Genomic DNA, 16,144 nt, shown 5'->3' with positions numbered 1-16,144 from the left:
GGTGGCGAAGCACCAACCTGAACGCCACCTCCGCCTTCGACCGGCTCTCCTTCGACAGAGTCGGCCCGAAGCCCCTGCGACGACTGCGATGGTTCACGATACGAAAGTAGCGCTCGAACGCCCCAGCGGGCCTGGCGACTTTCCGGTCCTCGCACAGCCGGAGCACAGGCCCTTCCGGTCCGCTGAATCAGCAGCGGACGCCTCTGGCGGTGGGAGGAAGCCCCGTACGCTGGTGTGGTGATCGACTTTCGTACGGCGGTTGAGGCACGCGATCCCGATGCCGTCGCGGCGGCCCTGGCCGACAACGTGGTGTTTCGCAGCCCGGTGGCGTTCAAGCCCTATCCCGGCAAGGCAATCACCGCGGCGATCCTGCGCGGCGTCCTGCGGGTATTCGAGGACTTCCGGTACGTCCGTGAACTGAGCGGCGACAACGGTCGCGATCACGCGCTGGTGTTCGAGGCCCGGATGGGCGACGTCACCATCGAGGGATGCGACTTCCTGCACCTGGATGAGAGCGGCCTGATCGACGAGTTCACAGTCATGGTTCGCCCGCTGTCCGCCGCGCAGGCCCTGGCCGCCGCGATGGCCGCCCAATTCGAGCAGATCCAGCGTGAGGCTGCCGCCGGCTAGCGCGACCATAGTGTGTAACTGACCGCGCTCCCGGTCCGCTGTATGACGACGAGATGTTGCCGGTCATCGAGGTTGCCGTCCTTGCTCGGCGAAACGTCGGCATTGGCGCGTGGTGAACGACGGGTATCCCGGACGGCGGTCCTGCGTCGATCATTGCCCGAAGATAGATATGAGTCACTCTCACCTCCTGGCGGACCGCCCGGGCGCGGAGGGCGAGACGTCGGCACCGGAAGCCGGGCGTGACCGAACGGCCCGACTCCGCGTCCCCGGAGGATCGCCATGCCCCGTACCGCTCTCCGTAACCGGCTCGCGGCGTTCACCGCCGCCGCCCTGACCGCGAGCGTCCTGACGGTGACCCCGCCGTCACCGGCGCTGGCCGCCAGCACGTTCGCCGCCAACGACTACTGCCTCGGCCAGTGCGCCGACATCCTGCCCCCGGGGCAGAACGGCAACGCCACGCTGGTCGCCATCCTGGCGCACCAAACGCTCGGCACCCGCCCGGCGCACTCCAGCGACCAGCTCGACGAGTACGCGAACCTGGTCTACAACTACGCAGGGCTGACCGACGAGCAGATCGCCCACTTCTACAACGACGCCTCCTTCGGGGTCCCGGCCGCGCAGGTCGAGAGCACCGTCTCGCCGCGCGCGGACGTCACCATCGTGCGCGACAAGGCCACCGGCGTCCCGCACGTCACCGGCACCACCCGCGCCGGCACCATGTTCGGCGCCGGCTACGCCGGGGCCCAGGACCGGCTCTGGGTGATGGACCTGCTGCGCCACGCCGGTCGCGGCACGCTCACCTCGTTCGCCGGCGGCGCGCCGGGCAACCGGGAACTGGAGCAGAGCATCTGGGCCAACTCGCCCTACTCCCAGGCGGACCTCCAGGCCCAGGTGGACGCGCTGCGCCTCAAGGGCACCCGGGGCCAGCAGCTCTACACCGACGTCGTCGACTACATCGCCGGCATCAACGCCTACATCGACAAGTCGATCGCCGAGGACAACTACCCGGGCGAGTACGTGCTCGCCGGCGCCGGCAAGCCGAAGCACTTCACCATGACCGACCTCATCGCCACCGCCGGCGTCGTCGGCGGGCTCTTCGGCGGGGGCGGCGGCAGCGAGATCCAGTCCGCGCTGGTCCGGGTGGCCGCCCGCGCCAAGTACGGCGCCGCCGAGGGCGACCGGGTGTGGACGGCGTTCCGGTCGCAGAACGACCCGGAGACCGTGCTCACCCTGCACGACGGGCAGAGCTTCCCGTACGGGGCGACGCCGCCGGGCGCGACCAGCGCGGTGCTCCCCGACGCCGGCTCGGTGGTCGCCGAACCGCTGGCCTACGACGGCACCGGCGGGGCCGCCGCCCGCACCGGCGCCAGCACCGCCACCCAGGGGCTGCTCGGCGGCCTGTCCAACCTGCGCGCGCACGGCATGTCCAACGCGGTCGTGGTCTCCGGACGGCACACCACCACCGGCAACCCGGTTGCCGTGTTCGGGCCGCAGACCGGCTACTTCGCGCCGCAGTTGCTAATGCTTCAGGAGCTGCAGGGGCCGGGCATCAGCGCTCGCGGCGCCGCGTTCGCCGGGCTCAACCTCTACGTGCTGCTCGGCCGGGGCCAGGACTACGCGTGGAGCGCGACCTCCGCCTCCCAGGACCTCACCGACACGTACGCGGTGCCGCTGTGCACCACCGACGGCAGCGCCCCGACACTGCACACCAACCGCTACCTCTACCACGGGCAGTGCCTCGCCATGGAGGCGCTGGAGCAGCGCAACTCCTGGTCCCCGACGCTGGCCGACTCCACCCCGGCCGGCTCGTACACACTGCGCGCGCTGCGCACCAAGTACGGGCTGGTGGCCTACCGGGGCCTGGTGAACGGGCAGCCGACCGCGTTCACCAAACTGCGCTCGACCTACCGGCACGAGGCTGACTCGGCGATCGGCTTCCAGGCCTACAACGACCCGTCGGCGATGGGCAGCGCGGCGGCCTTCCAGGCGTCCGCGGCCACCGTCGGGTACGCGTTCAACTGGTTCTACGTCAACTCGACCGAGGCGGCGTACGTCAACTCCGGCTCGAACCCGGTCCGTCCGGCCACCGCCGACCCGAACCTGCCCACGAAGGCCGAGCCGGCGTACGAGTGGGCCGGCTGGAACCCGGACACCAACGACGCCACCTACACCCCGGCGTCGGCGCATCCGCAGTCGGTCAACCAGGACTACTACGTCAGCTGGAACAACAAGCAGGCGCGGGACTTCGGGGCGGCGGACGGCAACTTCAGCTTCGGCTCCGTACACCGGGGTCAGCTGCTCGACGGCCCGGTGCGCGCCGCGATCGCCCAGCGCAAGCTCGGCCGCGCCGACGTCGTCAAGATCATGGCGGACGCGGCGGTGACCGACCTACGCGGCCAGCAGGTTCTCGGCGACCTGCTGCGGGTGCTGGACAGCACACCGGTCACGGATCCGGCGCTGGCCGACGCGGTGAGCAAGCTGCGGGCCTGGCAGCAGGCCGGGGCCCGTCGGGTGGAGACGTCCCCCGGCTCCAAGGTCTACCAGCACGCCGACGCGATCCGGATCTTCGACGCCTGGTGGCCGCTGCTGGCCTCGGCGCAGTTCCGCCCCGGCCTCGGGCCGGACCTCTACGCTGCGCTGGTCGACGCCATCGAGGTGAACGAGGCGCCGTCGGGCGGCCAGAACGGGGGACGCGACGGCGCCGCGAGCTGGGCGTTGCAGGGTCAGGCGCACAAGGGCTCGTCGTTCCAGTACGGCTGGTGGGGCTACGTCGACAAGGACCTGCGCACCGTCCTCGGCGACCCGGTGGCCGGTGGGCTGGGCCGCGCGTACTGCGGCAACGGCAACCTCGGAGCGTGCCGGCAGTCCCTGCTCGACACGCTCGGTCAAGCCGCCGCGGTGCCGGCCACCACGGTCTATCCAGGCGACAAGTCCTGCGGGGCCGGCGACCAGTGGTGCGCCGACTCGATCGCCCAGTCCGGGCTCGGCGGCATCACCCACCCGCTGATCGCCTGGCAGAACCGTCCCACCTACCAGCAGGTCGTCTCATTCCCGGCGCGCCGGGGCGACGACGTCACCAACCTGGCGCAGGGCCGCCCGACCACCGCGTCGAGCACCCAGTTCCTCACCGGCCACACCCCGGACAAGGCGGTCGACGGCAGCCTCGGCAGCCGATGGGCCAGCAGTTACAACGACAACCAGTGGCTGCGGGTCGACCTCGGCGCGGCCCGCAGCGTCAGGCGGGTCGTGCTGCGCTGGGAAGCCGCGTACGGCACGTCGTACCGGATCGAGGTCTCCGGCGACGGCAGCTCCTGGACGCCGGTGTTCACCACCACCACCGGCAACGGCGGCGTCGACAACGCCACCTTCGCCCCGGTCACCGCCCGCTACGTGCGGGTGTACGGGGTCAAGCGAGCCACCTCGTACGGGTTCTCGCTCTACGAATTCGAGCTGTACGGACGCTGATCTCGATAGTCGTGGTCAGAGCCTCCACGGCGATCCTTTCCGTGGAGGCTCTGACCACTGTTGGTGGATAGGTTGGACTAGCTCAGAGGCGCGGGTCCTGCTGGACCTTCAGGGCGTTGAGGATCGGGTCGCTTTCGCCCTTGTCGCGGAGAAGCTCGATCTTCAGATCCCCGCCGGCGTGCTCGACGGTGACCGTGTTCGTGTCCGCGGTCAGCGCACCCACCTTCGCCTGCACGTCGTGGTCGTAGAGCACGACCTTGCCGTCGACCAGCACATCGAAGGCACGCTTGCCGACCTTGACCTTCTCGATCTCGGCGAAGTCGAGGCCGATCCGGTACGTCCCGGCGGGGGCGTTCTTGAACACGTAGCTGAACGTCTCGCCGGTCCGCTGGGTGCGGAACAGCGCGTCGTCCTCGGTGCCGGCGATGTCGGCCTTGCTGGCATGCGCCTTGCCGCCGACGTAGCCCCACGGCCGTGAGCCGAGCTGCTGGTCGGGCAACCAGACGAAGCCGTCGGCACCCACGTGCCCGGATCCGCCCACGTCGACGCCCTTCCAGTAGGCCGAGGTCGCCAGGCGAACCGGCTTGAGCTGGGCCTCGCCCTTGCCGGCGTTCGACGCCACGAGCACGTCCCCGACGAGCACACCGGGCTCGACGCCGGCGTTGTCGGCCGTCGCCGTGACCGTGGTGGACTCGCCGGCCGCGAGCGTGACCGTCCCGGTCGCGGCCGCGCCCGTGAGGGTCAGCCACGCAAGGTCGGCGGCTTCGTGCCCGCCGTCGCTGGTGCGCTTCTGCTCACTGAGCCGCACCTCGAGCGGGGCGGAGCCGGTGTTGGTCACGCTCACGTCGGCCGTCGCCTTCTGGCCCTTGTCGAGGAGCCAGTCGAAGTCAGCTCCGGTGACGGTGGCGACGCCCGTGGTCAACGCCGTGTCGACCACCTCGGCCTGATCCTTCCTGGCGATGGTCACGGGGTGGCTGGCGGTGACGTAGTTCGGCGCCTCGACCTGCACGGTGTTCTCGCCGATGAGCGCCTGGGCCTTCCACCGGCCCTTCGCGTCGGCGGTGATGACCCGCTCACCGGCCGGCCCCTTGAGCGTGACGATCGCGCCCTCGATCGGCTTACCGTCGTTCTTGTCGGTGACCGTGCCCTCGACCGTCCCCGCGGCCGGGAGGGTGTACTCCAGGCCCAGGCCGGCCTTCAGGACGGGCTGGTCGAAGGAGTGCTGGCTCGCGGGGTTGCGCGTCAGGCTCTCCACGCCGACCGTCGCCGACGACCCGCGGGTGAGCGGGTTGTCGCCGCCGACGCCGTCGCCGTACCCGATCTGGATCCGTCCGTCCGCGACCAGGGTGACCGAGAAGCTCACCCGAGCCGTCTGGTCACTGTAGAAGGCGACGTTGCGCCACTCGATGACCTCAGCGGCCAGGCCGTCCACCTCGGTGGTGCCGAAGTAGATGCCCGCCTCGTCGTCGACGACCAGGTCGTCCCAGAGCGGATAGATCGCGTCGAACGCGTATGGCGACGGCAGCTCCGTGTTGTTTCCCACGGCGCTGGCCTGGTCGAAGATCAGCTGGCCGTTCGTCGTCACGCACACGCCGTCCCAGGCCGTGTCGTAGAACGGGAACAGGAAGCTGGTGTCGAACCACAGCACGCCGCAGACGTCGTCGCCGTGCCACCCGGACTCCTCCGTGCCCTGGCGGTAGAGCCCGTCGGTCACCTTCATGGAGTACGAGCGACCGGCGGGGGCCACCGGGACGGGGCCCAGCTCCGGCTGCTCGGGCTGGGGCTCCGGCTCCGCGGTGTCCGCGCGCGGGTCGAGCGTCACCCGCAGCGCGGCGATGGTCGGGGCCTTCAGGCCCTTCGAGCCCCGCAGCTCCACGGTCAGCGGACCGCCCTCGTGCTTCACGACGGCGGTGCGCCAGTCGGCGGCGTTCGGCCCCACGGCCGCGGCCGCGTCGTACGCGTACTCCGCCAGCGTTCCGTTGACGAGGACGTCGAACACCCGCTTGCCCTTGGCCACCTTCTCGATCTCGGCGAACCCGAAATCGATCGCGTAGGTGCCCTTGGGCGCGTCGGGGAAGCGGTAGAACAACTGCTTGTCCGGCGTGGTGCGCTGCGACTGGAACAGGGCGTCGTCCGTCGTCCGGTCGATCCCGGACTTCGTGGTGCCGACCTTCGTCTTCCCCTCGTAGCCCCACGCCTCCTTGCCGGCGGCCTGGTCGGCGGACCAGGTGTAGCCGGAGCCGTCGGTGAACGATGGGCCGCCGGCGTTGACGCCGACCTGGTACTTCGTGGTGGTGAGCGTCACCGGGACGTAGGTCTTGGACTGGCGTCCGGAGTCGGACCTCACCACGATGTTCGCGCCGAGAACTCCGGGCTTGGTGTCCTTCGATGAGATCGAGACCTTGACGGTCGTCGACTGACCCGGGGCGAGGGTGCCGCCGGTCGAGGAGAGCGACAGCCACGGCAGGTCGGTGAGCAGGTCGTCCTCGACGTCGACCAGCACGACGTCGTCGGCGACCTGGTCCGCCGCCCACAGCGCCCCGGTCGAGTCGGTCTCCAGGCCGCCGCCCTGGCCCGCCTTCTGGCCCGGGAACCACCACGCGTTCACCAGCGAGCAGTCGTCGGGGTCGACCTGCAGCAGGCGGGTGGGCCTGTTCGAGGTGAGGTCGGTGTACCAGATGGTGTCGGACGCCTGGTTGTAGGCCAGGCCCATCACCTCGGGCAGCGGCGGGGCGCAGAAGGACAGCAGCGCACCGGCGTTGTCGTGCGACGTTCCGGCGACGGTGCCGATCATGCCGTTCCTCCGGCCGCCGACGTAGAAGACGTCCTCCGTCGGGTTGTAGGCGAGTCCGGTCAGCTGCAGCGTGGACCAGTCACCCTTGATCTGCCGGGTCTCCTTCCCGGTCTCCCGGTCGAAGCAGTGGATGTAGCTGGCCGGGCTGTCCTCCATCTGGCACATGTCACCGGTCTTGGTGTCGAGCGCCATGTCGAACGCCCGGTACGCGGGGTTCCACGACGCGTCGAAGACCTTCCCGGTCCGCTTGCCCGTCACCGTGTAGGCGGTGTTGGTCCGCGCGTTGTAGTCGTGGACCCAGACGTCGCCGTCGTACCCGACGCCGGAGGGCTCCTTCTCCGCGATCGTGCCCGGGATGGGGATCCGGGTGATGACCTCCCCGCCGGCGGTCGGGCCGACCTTGGCGGCCGCCTGTGCTTCCGCCTTGGTCGCCGTCGCCGCCTTGCCGTCGACGTTCGACGGCTTCATGCCGCTCGCGCCGGCCTTCCAGGCGGTGAGGTCGATCGTGCTGGCCGCACCCTTTCCGGTGCGCCCGGTGGCGTCGGCGGCGTCAAGGTCGGGGTGGCGCGCGGCCTCGCCCAGGTTGTACGTGAGTGGGGCGGAACCGTTGTTGGTCAGCGTCAGCGAGCCCACGCCGTTCTGGTCGGTACCGAACAGCGCGTCGAGGCCGTCGGCCTTCAGGCCGGCGACGCCCGTGGTCAGCCGGGCGTCGATCTTGGCGTTCGCGTAGAGCTTGTCGAGCGAGAAGGGGTACGCCGCGGTCGTGTAGTTCGGCGCGTCGACCGTCATGGTGTAGTCGCCGACCGGAAGCTGGCGATGCACGACGCCCGTCCCGTTGGTCGTGACGGTCTCGACGAGCCCAGACTTGTTCGTGAACGAGACCTTGGCCCCGGCCACCGGCAACCCGTCGTTCTGGTCGACGACGGTCGCGTCCAGGTACCCGAAGTCAGGCATGTCGTAGGTGACGGTCATCCCGTCGCGCAGCACCGGGGCGCTGTCGGAGAACCGGATGCCGTCGATGCCGGCCCAGCCCTGGATGCCGGTGATGCCGTGTGCGCCGGCGGTCACCGGGTCGTCGGTCCCGATGCCGTCGCCGTAGCCGAAGATCACGGTGCCCGAGCGGGTGAGCGTGGCCGAATAGCTGACCGGCTCCGTGTACTCCGACCGGTCCGGATAGGCCCAGAGCTTGGCGTTGCGGAACTCGACGACGAACGCGTCCTCGCCGTTGACCTTGGTGGCTGCCGTGAAGACTCCGCCGCCGGGGGCGAACTCGACGGGGGTCTGGACGTAGAACGGGAAGACGCCCGCACCGCCGCTGCCGGGACCGGTGCTGGTGTCCGGGGAGATCACGCCGCGCAGGCTGACCCCGAGGGCGTCGTGGCTGCCGTTGTAGAGCGCGATCGGGAACGGCAGCTTCACCGTCGCCCACACGCCACTGGTGAACGCGACCGGGTCGGTGCCGCGCAGGTACTCGCCGTCGGAGACGGCGCAGCTGTAGCCGCCCTCGTCGACGACGAGCCCGACCGGGATCTCACGCGACTCGTTCTGCGCGCCGACGGTCAGCGGGACGGTCGTGGGGGAGAAGCAGGCGTTGGGCTTGACGGTCAGCGTGTACCCGCCCTCGGGGACAGCGGTGATCGTGAACGCGCCGTTGGCATCCGTGCGTACCGGCTTCAGCGGCGTGTCCTTGACGGAGACGTCGGCGTTCGGGACGGGCCGCTTCTTGTCATCGACGACCCTGCCGCTGATGTCGTGCCGCACGGCGGCCGTGAGCGGCAGCTTGACGGAGGTGTCCTGGCCGAGGGTGATCGTGACGTTGGCGGTAGCGGTCAGGTAGCCGAAGACCCTGGTGCTGAGCTGGTAGTCGCCGACCGGGAGGTTCGTGGTGAACCGGCCGTCCTTGTCGGTTCCGATCGACCGGCTGAACGGCCCGCTGATCGTCACCTCGGCAGCGGGGACCGGGGCGCCGTTGGCGGTGACGACACCGGTGAGGGTGCCGCCCTGCCGGGGCGCGAGCTCGATCAGGCGGACGAGGTCGAGCCGGCCCTCGCCGTACTTGTTGTTGACATCGGCGGTGCCGCCGCACTCGGTGTCGTCGACGTCGACGGCCGACTCGGCGAGCAGGCGGCGGGTTGCCTCGACCTGCCCGATGAGGGTCGGGTCGTAGCTCCACAGCGCCGCGACGGCGCCGGCGACGTGGGGTGCCGCCATCGAGGTGCCGGACATCTCGGTGTAGCTGTTGTTCGGGTAGGACGAACGGACGCCGTCGCCCGGAGCGGAGATCTCGGGCTTGATCCGGCCACCTTCACCCTCGCCCTTGCGGGAGAACAACGCGAGCGTGCCGTCCGATGAGTAGGCGCCGACGGAGTAGGCGCTCTCGGCGGAGCCGGGCGAGGAGACGGTGTCGCAGGCCGCGTACGGCGTGGTGTTGCCCGATGACCAGACGCTGAAGATGCCCGCGGCGCTCCAGGCCTCGTCGATGGCCTGGAAGAAGTCGTCGAAGCTGTGCTCGACGGTCTGTCCCCACGAGTTGTTGACGACGTGGGGGCGCTTGGACGGGTCGGGGTTGTTTCCCTGGACGTCGGTCGGGGCGAGCAGCCACCAGCCGGACCGCAGCAGCGACTCGACGCCGGTGCTGTCGCAGCAGCCGTTTGTCGCGATCCACTGCGCGTCCGGGGCGACGCCGACGTGGTTGGTGCCGTCGTCGCCGACCATGGTGCCCATGGTGTGCGTGCCGTGTCCGTTGTCGTCGCACGGTGCGCCCGTGCACGTGCCCCGGGTGGCCATCCAGTTGTAGTTGTGGTCGACGGTGCCGTCGGGCTTCGTGCCGCGGTACTGGCCCGCCAGGGCGGGGTGGTCGAACTGAACGCCCGAGTCGAGGTTGGACACGGTGATGCCCGCGCCGGTGGCGCCCATGGCCCACGCCTGCGGGGCGTGGATGGCGTCCAGACCCCACGAGACGGTGCCCGCCTCGGCGGCGGCCTTCGGGGCGGCGGGGCGGGCCGCCTGGTCAGTGGGGATCTTCTCGTCCACGGGCTCGACCAGCGCGACCTGCGGCGTCGCGTGGATCTCGGCGACCTGCACCTTCGAGGCCACGTTGAGGGCGAGCTTCTCGGTGCCCCCCTTGACGAGCACGGCGTTGGCGATCGGGTAGGAGGTGTACTTGACGCCCGCCCGGTCGAGGTCGGTGGAGACGGATGCCAGGGAATCCTTCGCCGCTGCGGTCAGCGCGTCGTAGACGAACTGACCACGGGCTGTCCAATCGGCGAGCTTCTTCGCTGGCCCGAGGTCGGCTCTGGTCTCGAACGTGATCCAGAAGTCGGAAGCCGGAGACGTGCGGAAGCGGTCCTTCAGGCTCGAAGCGATCTTGTTGGCGGCGGCGCCGGGATCCGGCTCAGCGGCGGACGCCGGTGGTGCCTGGATCATGCTCAGGCCGACCGCTACGGCCAGCGAAGCCGCGAGGGCTTTGAGTTTCATGAGAGTCCTTCGACCTACAGGGGCTGGTAGGGGTCGTGGTTCTTGTGGTCGTCGCCACCGTCAGCGTCACGGGCGTCGGGGGCGCTGACGCGTGGCTCGCGGGCAACCTCGGGTGGTGGCGGGTGCTCGATGGCGGAGTCGTCAGCCGCGACAGGTCGCTCAGGCATGCATTGCCCAAGGGCTATGAATCATGGAGTCATGCTCGGCGCGACGAGTGACCGTTGCTATCCAGCGGATACGTCAATTTTCACGACGCGTCGTCGAGGGAGTCCTCTTCGGCGAACACTCCGGCCTCCACTGCCTTGACCGCGAGCGCGGTCCGGGAGCTCACCTTCAACTTGCGCATCGCGGCACGCAGCTGCTGATCCACTGTGGCCGGCGACTTGGCCAGGATCCGGCTGATCTCCCGGTTCGTCTTGCCGGCCACAACCAGTTGGACCACGTCGAGCTCGCGAGGTGAGAGCTGGTCGCCGTACCCGCGTCGGCCGCCGCGCCACAGTCGCGGGACCTCGGCGCCGTGTTCGCGAAGCCGCTGCGCGACCCGGTCCGCATCGCCGCGGGCGCCAAGCCTGAACAGCTGCTCGTACTGTGCCGCCAGCAGCTCTCGGCCCTGTTCGATCCGGCCTTGCGCGATGAGCGCCTCGGCTTGACGCTCGCGGGCGAGCACGGCGTCGTAGGGGCGCGGCAACGCGCTCCAGGCGCGCGCCGCCCGATCGTATGCCGTCGCCGCGCGGGCGTGGTCTCCGGCCGCGGCGAGCAGCAGGGCACGGCATACGGTGAGCGCGGCGCGAGGCGCAGGCGCCGTACGGCCACGCAGTCCTCTGGCGAACTGGTCGCCCAGGCGAGTCGCGGCCTTCACATCGCCCGCGGCGAGGTACGCCTCGATCCGGGCGGGGACGAGGTCCGTCGCCCAGACCCAGATGCCTTTTCTCCGGACGGTGTCCATCGGCTCGTTCGTGATCTGCAGCGCCCGGGCGCTGTTTCCGTCCGTCAGCCACAGTCTGGCCAGCGCAGCGGCGGCCTCCATCGTGTCGTCGGCCGCGCCGAGACGGGCAGACTCCTCGAGGACCAGCCGAAACTGCTCCTCCGCGGCGCGCCGCCGTCCGGCTGCGGCTGCCAGCCGGGCAGCGAGGCGAATGCTGCCGAGGTAGTGCGCCGGCCGGTCCCGGTCAGCATCGGCGAGTGCCGCGCTTCGCTCCGCGAGACCCTCCCACCGACCCGTGAGCCACGCCAGGTTGGCCTGTTCGAGCTCGACGTTGTGGTGCAACCGGGACGCCTGCTCGGCCTCGGCAAGGCGCATGGCCACGGCGAGGTGTTCCACCGCGTCGGCGTACCGACCCCAGATCAGTGCGCCGGTCCCGACATTTGCGTGGATGCGGGCCACGTCGAGACGCTCCGCCGCGGTCGCGCCGTCGATGGGCAGGCCGGCGACAACGTCCCAGGCCTCCTCTTCGCCGAGCATGAGCAACGCCGCGGCTCTGTTACCGGCCAGGTTCAGCCGCTCGGCGGGAGAATCGAATTCGGCGGTGAGGTCAGCGGCGCGATCCAGCCAACGCCGATGGGTCGACGCCGGCCACGGTCCCGCATAGGCCCAGCCAAGGTAGGTCATTGCCCGAGCCGCCTCGACCGGGTCATGGTCGAGGTTGGCCACCGCCTGCTCCAGCTCGCTGAGAGCGGCCTGCGCCTCACCCCCGGTGATCAGGAGCCGACCCAGGGGGTTGCGGATCTCGGCCTGCTGGCGGGCGGAGAGACCGGGGGTCTCCAGCACCGAGCGCAAGGTACGGATCACGCGGTGATAAACCTCGTCCACCGGTTCACGACGGCCCAGTGCGGCAACTCCGGCGATGCGCGCGACCCGTGCCCGATCCACCGGCGCCAGCACGGCCCACGTCAACAGATCGACCAGCAGGTCGACCGCCTTGGTGTGGTCACCCGAGGCCATGGCCAGCTCGGCACCCTGCTCGGCGTACCGCGCCCAGGACTGCGTTTCGCCCGCCTCCCGGAAGTGGTGGGCAAGTTGTGCCACAGGCGGCGGATGGATGTGCTCCAAGGCCCGGGCGGCCAGCAGGTGGAAGTGTCTGCGGTCGGTCAGCGGGATCGCCTCGTAGACAGCCGTGGCGGCCAGCACGTGCCGGAATCGCCACCGGCCGCGGTCGTCTCCGTCCAGGACACCGGCGCCGGCCGCCTCCGCGACAGCGCCTCGGCACGCGGCTGGTGACAGACCGGCGGTCATCGCGATCGTGGCCACCGATGACCGCTCAGCCAACGTAGCCGCGGCTCGCAACACCTGCTGCGCCGTCGGCGACAGACGGCCCACTCGCTCCCGGGTGGAGTCGCGCACCGTTGGCGGCACCTGAAGCTCGCGCAGCTTCAGCCGGACCCACTGTCCGTCGCGGAAGACGAGGTCGGCGCGGTCGCACATGAGGCGAACCGACTCCTCCACCGCCAGCGGAACGCCACCGGTCCGCTCGTGCATGAACGTCGTGAACTCCTGTGATATCGGGTTGCCGTCCAACATCGAGGACACCAGCGCTGCCGTGTGGTCGGGTCGCATGGGCGCCAGGGCGATCCTCAGCTGGGTCACGCCAGCGGGCAACCGGGACGTCAGCCGCAGCAACAGTGATCCGTCGTCCACCTCCTCCGGCCGATAGGAGATCACGAGGCTCGGCCCGTACGACTGCTGTCGGGAGGTGACGAACAGCAGGAACTCCAAGGTCACCTCGTCGGCCCAGTGCGCGTCCTCGAGCACGAGAACGTCGACACGCAGAGCCCGCAGCAGCTCCTCCAGGGCGCGGAACAGGCGATGCCGTGCTGCCTTGGCATCGTCCAAGGGCGGCAGTGCGGGCGGCAGGTCCGAGGACCATTCAGGGAACAGGGGCCGTAACGCACCCGCAAGCTCGGTGAGCCGCAATCGCGACACCGGGCGGTCGATCCCACGGAACGCGTCGACGATCGGCCCCAACGTCAGCGACTCGCGAAGCGGTGGGCACACCGACACCAAGGCAGTGCGCTGGTCCGGCGTGGCCAGCCACTCTCGCAGCAGTCGGCTCTTCCCGATCCCCGCTTCGCCCTCTACCAGCACGATCGCCGGTGGCCGGGCCAAGGCGCTCCGAAGCGCCGCCATCTCCCGATCACGACCCACGAAGTGCGGCGTGGAAACGGTCGGTGAAGTCCCGTCGTCCTCGGGCGAGGGGTCGAGCATGCGTGATGATCTCGCTTTTCGATGCTCGGGCACAAGTACCATCGCGGCGACTCGCGTTGCGGGAGCCTCATCGCAGGACGCCCGGCCCCGATCGGCGAGGGCGGGGCTGTGCTGATCCGCCGTCGTAGGTGCGCCGTCCGCGGGGTGGGTCGCCTAGGGCATCGACTTCTCGGCACTGGCGACCCCCGCTCACAGCCGACAAGAGCGTTCCCGCGAATAATCCCCGCCATCGAGCGTGCGGCCACAAGTCGGGCTGTGGCAGGCGCCCACGCGATAGCGAGGACAGCGTTGGATCTTGGTTGCGGCGCAGCGTTGGTCGGCGAGGCCTCGTACCCGGCTGTTCGCGGCGACGGCGCCGAAGAGGAGCAGCGTGTCGGCTTGGTGGTCGCGGCAGGCGGCGAGCGTCTTGCCACGAATTCGAGCCCTCGTGCTCGCCGGCTCGTCGGACTCAACCTGCACTGCGGCCAGACCGACGGCCACACCGTCCGGCTCTGGGCCGACTTCTCCCTCTACCACCGTCGACCGCCACGACGGCGACGTCTTCGTCGCGCTCCGACCATCGGCCGTCGCGCGGTACCCACAGCGTTCCGACGGCAGCCCCCGCAACGTCTGGCCCGTGACGATCGGCGGCATCCAACGCCAGGGCGACAACCTTCCGGATCCCACTCCCAGGGCCCGTCAATGTGGCCGCCGACATCACCCCGGGCCGCCGCCGCGCACCTTCACCTGGCCCCGGAACAACCCGTGTGGGCCGCGGTAAAGGCGACCGAGACCCGCGACTATTCGGTCACCATCGTTGCGACGGCAACAAACGGATTGATCGACGGGACGTAGATGGTGTTGGGGCAGAATACGATCCATGCCCTCGTCGCGAGATGAAGCTGCGCACGAGCAGCCGTTGAACGCCGATGTGACGCTTGCCCGTATCAACCAAGGTGTGCAGCTGCATCATGGTCAGGACCAGCGTGAGGCTGCCCGTGACTTGTTCGCGCAGATCTGGGACGAGACCGGCGGGGAACGAGGCGATCCTTTGCACGTTTGCGTTCTCGCGCACTCGATGGCCGACGTGCAGGACGACGTCGAGCAGGAGTTGATCTGGGATCAACGAGCGCTGGTGGCGGCCGACCTGCTCACCGACGCCCGATTGGCGCAGGCTGGGGTGCCGATCTCGGCGGCAGGTCTGTATCCATCGTTGCACCTCAGCTTGGCCGAGTGCTACCGCAAGCTCGGCGATCTCGACCATGCCCGTGGGTACCTTCAGCGTGCACAGGCGGGGATCGGCGCGCTCGGCGATGACCAGTACGGGCAGCTGATCAAGGACGGCCTGGATCGGCTGGCTCAGCAGCTGACCTCCAGGTAAACGCGCGCTGCCAATGGCCACCCGGCAGCCGGCGGCTCACCGGACAATGCCCTAGATCGCGGGCCGGACGAAGGACAGGTCCATTACCCGGTTCGTCCAACAAGATGAACGAGTACCTGCGGCACGTCTCCAGCGGCGCGTTCGCCTGCCCGCCCGGTACGCGACGACGGGGACCACTGGGGGGCGGACACCTGGCGGGCGGACACCTGGCGGGCGGTGACCGGAGCGGACGGTACGGGCCAGGATAGGGCGGCGGGGTGACATCCGGGATCTGTGGGGAGCGGGCGGCCGGCGGTACGCGGACAATGGGGGGATGAAGCGAGAGGTACGCCCGATGCGGTTGACCGGGACGCGCGCCAACGGCGCGGTGGCGACAGGCGCGGCGGCTACAGGCGCGCGGGCTGCGGGGGCGGCGTCGCTCGGCGCCCTCGCCGTAGGGGCCCTGGCCGTCGGGGCCGTGGCCGTCGGGGCGCTGGTCATCGGGCGGCTAGCGATCCGCCGGGCAGTCGTGCGGGAGCTGCGCGTCGGCCGGTTGGAGATCGACGAGTTGGTGGTGCACAGCCGACCCACTACAGAGGGATAACCCACTCCGGCGGGGGCGAGACCGTCGTTGGCGCTGCGCGGGGACGGCGCGGTGGGCGTGACACCACGAACGTCGCGAGTTGCTCAACGGCGCCGGCGAGGTCGGCGCCCTACGCACCCGAACCACAGTCGACCGCTGCCTCGGCGTGTGCCGCAAAGACGGACAAGGATTCAACCCGCGGCGAACTCGGCCGCTGAGCGTTCCCGCCGCATCCTGCGTCGCAGCCTCGACCAGCCGCAGCGGGCAGGAGCGGCGTCGATCCATGCATAGCGGTGTGGGTGGCCGTACTGGTGCCGGCGGCGGTTCCGCCTGTCCGGAAACGCCTGGCTGCGGAGGCAGACGGGTTACCGGGCAATGGCAGTCAATGACACCGACGAAACCGGGTCATCCACGTTACTCGCCCTTTGAAGTGGTCCATCGGTGCGCCCGGCGTGGGGGTGCCTAAAAGGGTGGAGCTCCCGACTAAACCTCGCAGGGCGCTGGCCGTTGCTGAACGGACGATTCGTTCAGCGATGGCCGTGGGGTCGTCAGGCCTGCGGCGGCCGCACATGCCGAATTGAGTGAGTACTCCGCTTAGGTGGTCGGACTCCATAGCCCGCGGCGGTGGTCTCGCTGATCAAGGATGCGGCCAAC

7 protein-coding genes are annotated in these 16,144 nt (G+C 69.9%); 4 read left to right on the top strand and 3 right to left on the bottom strand.

The features are described from left to right. Positions 1 to 237 precede the first annotated feature (237 nt). Both M8C17_RS00860 and M8C17_RS00855 read left to right on the top strand, forming a co-directional pair. Entirely contained in the window at positions 238 to 630 is a 393-nt protein-coding gene (locus tag M8C17_RS00860) for a nuclear transport factor 2 family protein (RefSeq protein ID WP_252414183.1), read from the top strand. Between the two features lie 279 nt (positions 631 to 909). Continuing rightward, the gene (locus tag M8C17_RS00855) at positions 910 to 4,095 is read left to right on the top strand and encodes a penicillin acylase family protein (RefSeq protein WP_252414182.1); all 3,186 of its coding nucleotides are present in this window, start codon (positions 910 to 912) and stop codon (positions 4,093 to 4,095) included. 82 nt (positions 4,096 to 4,177) lie between these two features. On the opposite strand, the gene M8C17_RS00850 is transcribed toward M8C17_RS00855, so the two are convergent. The 3 genes from M8C17_RS00850 to M8C17_RS00840 all read right to left on the bottom strand — a co-directional run bounded on the left by M8C17_RS00850 (position 4,178) and on the right by M8C17_RS00840 (position 13,568). Then, positions 4,178 to 10,366, bottom strand: a complete 6,189-nt coding sequence (locus M8C17_RS00850; RefSeq protein WP_252414181.1) for a S8 family serine peptidase — start codon at positions 10,364 to 10,366, stop codon at positions 4,178 to 4,180. Positions 10,367 to 10,380: 14 nt separating this feature from the next. After that, entirely contained in the window at positions 10,381 to 10,533 is a 153-nt protein-coding gene (locus tag M8C17_RS00845; protein ID WP_252414180.1) for a hypothetical protein, read from the bottom strand. An 80-nt stretch (positions 10,534 to 10,613) separates the two neighbouring features. Continuing rightward, positions 10,614 to 13,568 (bottom strand): AAA family ATPase, encoded by a 2,955-nt coding sequence (locus M8C17_RS00840; RefSeq protein ID WP_252414179.1) that lies wholly within the window; start codon positions 13,566 to 13,568, stop codon positions 10,614 to 10,616. Positions 13,569 to 14,427: 859 nt separating this feature from the next. Here M8C17_RS00840 and M8C17_RS00830 point away from each other — a divergent pair. After that, positions 14,428 to 14,928, top strand: coding sequence for a hypothetical protein (locus tag M8C17_RS00830; protein WP_252414178.1), 501 nt, complete (start codon positions 14,428 to 14,430; stop codon positions 14,926 to 14,928). A gap of 313 nt (positions 14,929 to 15,241) precedes the next feature. Continuing rightward, positions 15,242 to 15,511, top strand: a complete 270-nt coding sequence (locus M8C17_RS00825) for a hypothetical protein (RefSeq protein ID WP_252414177.1) — start codon at positions 15,242 to 15,244, stop codon at positions 15,509 to 15,511. Positions 15,512 to 16,144 lie beyond the last annotated feature (633 nt).

Origin of the sequence: Micromonospora sp. RHAY321, assembly GCF_023896955.1 — a bacterium.
Classification (GTDB): Bacteria; Actinomycetota; Actinomycetes; order Mycobacteriales; family Micromonosporaceae; genus Micromonospora.
Note: the sequence above shows the minus strand (reverse complement) of the source record. Positions and strands in the feature narration are given on the sequence as shown.